The sequence below is a fragment of the Streptomyces sp. AC512_CC834 genome (genome assembly GCF_019049325.1).
GTDB lineage: Bacteria > Actinomycetota > Actinomycetes > Streptomycetales > Streptomycetaceae > Streptomyces.
The window spans coordinates 1-4,670 of the sequence record NZ_JAGMUO010000060.1 but is presented as its reverse complement, the minus strand read 5'-3'; the positions used below and the strand labels follow the sequence as shown (position 1 = coordinate 4,670).

Here is a 4,670-nt window from a genome sequence, read left to right as displayed (position 1 = left end):
CGTCTCGCCTACGTCGAGATCGGTGAGCCGGCCCCGCGCAAGGTGGGCTTCGGCGCGCTGTAGCGGCGGACGCGGGACGACGGACGAAGAACGGGTGGGGCCCTGCGGTGATTCACCGCAGGGCCCCACCCGTCCCGCTGTTCACGGGTGGAGCACAGTTCACCCACAGGGGGAGGATTGCATTCCGCAGGTCAGGGGTAAGACGGCTGTGACCGTTTGGGGCAGGCCGGCCATGTGGGAGGGACCCCGACATGCTCTTGGAAGCGCTCACCGCCACAATCCTCGGCCTCGCCCTGGCCTGGGCCGCCGCGCATCGTCTGTCCCACCGCCTCCCCGCCCGCCTCCTGGTCCTGCCGACGGGGATCGCCGGGGCGCTCTTCGGGGCTTTCGTCACGCACACCGCGCTGGGCGCCGGGGGGCTCGTGCTGGTGCTCCTGGGCTCGGCGACGCTCTCCGCGGCCTCGCTGTCACTGCTGCTGCGCCCCGCGGGAAGACTCCGCCGCAGCTCGGCGACCGCCTGAGCGACAGCCGCCCCACCGGTTCGCACCCGCACCCGCACCCGCACCGACGGAGATCAGGCAGCCAGCCCGAGCGCCGCCATCCGCTTGGTGTGCGCCTCGGTGATCCGGGAGAACATCCTGCCGACCTCGGCCAGGTCGAACCCGTCCGCGACCCCGCCCACGAGCATCGTCGACAGCGCGTCCCGGTCGGCCACCACCCGCTGGGACTGCGAGAGCGCCTCCCCCATCAGCCGCCGCGCCCACAGCGCGAGCCGCCCGCCCACCCGCGGGTCGGCGTCGATCGCCGCGCGCACCTTCTCCACGGCGAAACCGGCGTGCCCGGTGTCGTCGAGCACGGCCAGCACCAGCTCGCGGGTGTCCTTGTCGAGGCGGGCGGCGACCTCGCGGTAGAAGTCGCTGGCGATGGAGTCGCCGACGTAGGCCTTGACGAGCCCTTCGAGCCAGTCGGAGGGGTCGGTCTGCTTGTGGAAGCCGTCGTAGGCGGCCACGAAGGGCTCCATGGCTCCCGTCGGCTCCTCGCCGATCTCGGCCAGCCGGTCGCGCAGCCGCTCGAAGTGGTGGAACTCCGCCGACGCCATCTTCGCCAGCTCCGCCTTGTCCCCCAGCGTGGGCGCCAGCTTGGCGTCCTCCGCGAGCCGCTCGAACGCCGCGAGCTCGCCGTACGCGAGCGCGCCGAGCAGGTCCACCACCGCGGCGCGGTACTGCGGGTCGGCTGCGGCCGACGACCAGTCCCGGGCGGCGACCGAGGTGGAGCCGGTGGTTCCCGTGGGTTCCGTGGTTCCCGTGGGTCCCGTGCTTCCGCTGGTTTCCGCGGGGGCGTCTGCGGCGGTGCCAGGCTTGTCAGAGCTCGTCATGCAGCGCACAATAACCCGCTCTTCGGCAGTGGTAAGGCCCTGGTCAGTCAGTGTGACGACGACTACGTGAGCAAATCGGCCATCGCGTGTGCGCGAATCCGGGGTATGGTGGTAATGCGCCTGCCGAGTATGTGACGTACGGGTACGTGACATCGTCGTCGGGCCGCACGCATGAGGATGCCCGGTCGGTGGCCCGATCGGCTCCGACCCGACAGCCCTCCTTGCCGTACGCCACACTGCGTACGGATTCCGGAGGGGGACCCTCAGTGGTACGAGCGCTGGAGCGTCGACAGAGGTCCCGTGTCCTACGGCTCATCCGTAAGGCAGCCGACGTCCCCGACTCAGTCCGGCACGACCCGCGCGCTCGCCTCGCACCACGTACACAGAAGAGGCAGCACCCTGACTACGACGTTCCGATCCCTCGGGATCCTCCCCGAGACCGCCGAAGCCCTTGAGGCCGTCGGCATCATCACTCCCTTCCCCATCCAGGAGATGACGCTCCCCGTGGCCCTGACGGGCACGGACGTCATCGGCCAGGCCAAGACCGGCACCGGCAAGACGCTGGGCTTCGGCCTTCCGCTCCTCGAGCGCGTCACCGTCCCCGCCGACGTCGAGGCGGGCCGCGCGGCGCCCGAGGCCCTGACCGACGCCCCGCAGGCCCTCGTCGTCGTCCCGACGCGCGAGCTGTGCCAGCAGGTCACCAACGACCTCCTGACCGCAGGCAAGGTCCGCAACGTGCGCGTCACCGCGATCTACGGCGGCCGGGCCTACGAACCGCAGGTGGAGGCCCTGAAGAAGGGCGTCGACGTGATCGTCGGCACCCCGGGCCGGCTGCTGGACCTGGCGGGCCAGAAGAAGCTGAGCCTCAAGCACGTCAAGAGCCTGGTCCTCGACGAGGCCGACGAGATGCTCGACCTGGGCTTCCTGCCCGACGTCGAGAAGATCATCAAAATGCTGCCGGTCAAGCGCCAGACCATGCTGTTCTCGGCCACCATGCCGGGCGCGGTCATCGGACTGGCCCGCCGTTACATGTCGCAGCCCACGCACATCAGCGCCACCTCGCCGGACGACGCGGGCGCCACGGTCGCCAACACGAAGCAGTTCATCTACCGCGCGCACAACATGGACAAGCCCGAGATGGTGGCGCGCATACTGCAGGCCGACGGCCGGGGTCTGGTCATGGTGTTCTGCCGCACCAAGCGCACGGCGGCCGACCTGGCCGACCAGCTCAAGCAGCGCGGCTTCGCCTCCGGCGCGGTCCACGGCGACCTCGGCCAGGGCGCCCGCGAGCAGGCCCTGCGCGCCTTCCGCAACGGCAAGGTGGACGTGCTCGTCTGCACCGACGTCGCCGCCCGCGGCATCGACGTCGAGGGCGTCACGCACGTCATCAACTACCAGTCTCCCGAAGAGGAGAAGACGTACCTGCACCGCATCGGCCGCACCGGCCGCGCGGGCGCGAAGGGTACGGCGATCACGCTGGTCGACTGGGACGACATCCCGCGCTGGCAGTTGATCAACAAGGCGCTTGACCTGGGCTTCAGCGACCCGCCGGAGACGTACTCCACCTCCCCGCACCTGTACGGCGACCTCGGCATCCCCGAGGGCACCAAGGGCGTTCTGCCACGCTCGGCGCGCACCCGCGCCGGGCTCGAGGCGGAGGAGCTGGAGGACCTGGGCGAGCCGGTCGGCCGCGGTGGCCGCGCACGCGATGACCGCGGCGGCCGGGGTGGACGGGGTGGCCGGGACGAGTCGCGTTCCGGCGATCGCGACCGCGACCGCGACCGCGACCGTTCGTCCCGTACGTCGCCGCGTCGCCGGCGCCGGATGCGCGGCGGGGCTCCGGTGGACGCGGAGGCCTCCGTGACTCCCGCGGCCGAGGCCGTGACCGGCGGTGCGGACAGCGCCGCCGACGAGGGTCCCCGCACCCTGCGCCGCCGGCGTCGTACGCGCAACGGCGAGTCGTCGCGCCGCCCGGAGACGGCCGCCACGAGCGACGCTCCCGAGGCACGGGCCGCCGAGGACACCGCGCTGGCGGTTTCCGAGGTCCAGGTCACCGAGGTGGCGCAGGCCACGGAGGTCGTCGAGGCCCCGGCGAAGTCGCGTCGCCGCCGCACCCGCAAGTCGGCGGAGGCGCCGGCCGCCGTGCTGGACACCGCCCAGGCCGTCGTCGAGACCCCGGCGGTCGTCGAGACCCCGGCGGTCGAGGCTCCCGTCGAGAAGCCGCGTCGGCGCACCCGCAAGGCCACGGCCGCCGAGGTGGCGGTCGACACGGCCGAGGGAGCGACCGAGCCCGCGTCCGAGCCGACGGAGACGAAGCCCCGGCGGCGTACGCGCAAGGCCGCCGAACCGGCCGACGCCACCGAGACGGCCGTAGAGGCTCCGGAAGCCACCGAGGCCAAGCCCCGGCGCACCCGGAAGACGGCCGCCACCACCAAGGCGGAAGCCGCAGCCGACACCGCCGAGGGCACGGACACCAAACCCCGCCGCCGCACTCGCAAGGCCGCCGAACCGGCCGACGCCACCGAGGCCGCCGCCGACATCCCGGCGCAGACGGCGCAGGAGCCGGAGGCGTCCGAGGCCAAGCCCCGCCGCACCCGCAAGACGGCCACCACCAAGGCAGAGGCCGCAACCAACACCGCCGAGGCCGCGGAGACGAAGCCCCGGCGCCGTACGCGCAAGGCCGCCGAACCGGCCGAGGCCACCGAATCGGCCGTAGAGGTTCCGGTAGCCGCCGAGGCCAAGCCCCGGCGCACCCGCAAGACGGCCACCACCAAGGCGGAAGCCGCAACCGACACCGCCGAGGGCACGGACACCAAACCCCGGCGGCGTACACGCAAGGCCGCCGAACCGGCCGAGGCCACCGAGGCCGCCGCCGGGATTCCGGCGCAGGCCTCGCAGGAGCCGGAGGCCGCGCCGCGGCGCCGGACCCGTAAGGCCGCGGCTGCCGTCGAGGCGCCGGCCGAGCCCGTCGACGCGGCCGAGGCGAAGCCGAAGGCTCGCCGCACCCGGAAGGCGGCCACGGCCGCCGCGCAGCCCGCGGAGTCCGACGAGAGCTGATCCGCGCCGCTCACCCGACCGTCGGCCCGGTCCCGCGAACCACGCGGGACCGGGCCGACGGCGTTCCCGTACCCGGAGCACGGCGGCAGGGACCGGCCACCCCCGAGGCGCCCCGGCCTTCCGCACCCGGCCTCCCTTCCGCCGCTCCTCCCTCAGCCACCCCCGCCTCTCCGCCCGCGCATCCCACCACCCCCCACAGCCCAGCCGCCCCCTCCCCCGTCCCCGCCGCCCGATAGCC

The 4,670-nt window shown here is 73.4% G+C and carries 3 protein-coding genes; 2 read left to right on the top strand and 1 reads right to left on the bottom strand.

The features are described 5' to 3' along the window. Positions 1-251: 251 nt before the first annotated feature. Positions 252-521: a hypothetical protein gene (locus KUM40_RS20835; RefSeq protein WP_217167535.1), complete on the top strand. Its 270-nt coding sequence runs from the start codon at positions 252-254 to the stop codon at positions 519-521. 53 nt (positions 522-574) lie between these two features. Here the strand turns inward: KUM40_RS20835 and KUM40_RS20830 are convergent, their stop codons facing one another. Continuing rightward, the gene (locus KUM40_RS20830) at positions 575-1,375 is read right to left on the bottom strand and encodes a ferritin-like domain-containing protein (protein WP_217167534.1); all 801 of its coding nucleotides are present in this window, start codon (positions 1,373-1,375) and stop codon (positions 575-577) included. A 492-nt stretch (positions 1,376-1,867) separates the two neighbouring features. Between KUM40_RS20830 and KUM40_RS20825 the strand changes: the two genes are divergently transcribed. Then, positions 1,868-4,432 (top strand): DEAD/DEAH box helicase, encoded by a 2,565-nt coding sequence (locus tag KUM40_RS20825; RefSeq protein WP_217167533.1) that lies wholly within the window; start codon positions 1,868-1,870, stop codon positions 4,430-4,432. The last annotated feature ends 238 nt before the right edge of the window (positions 4,433-4,670 follow it).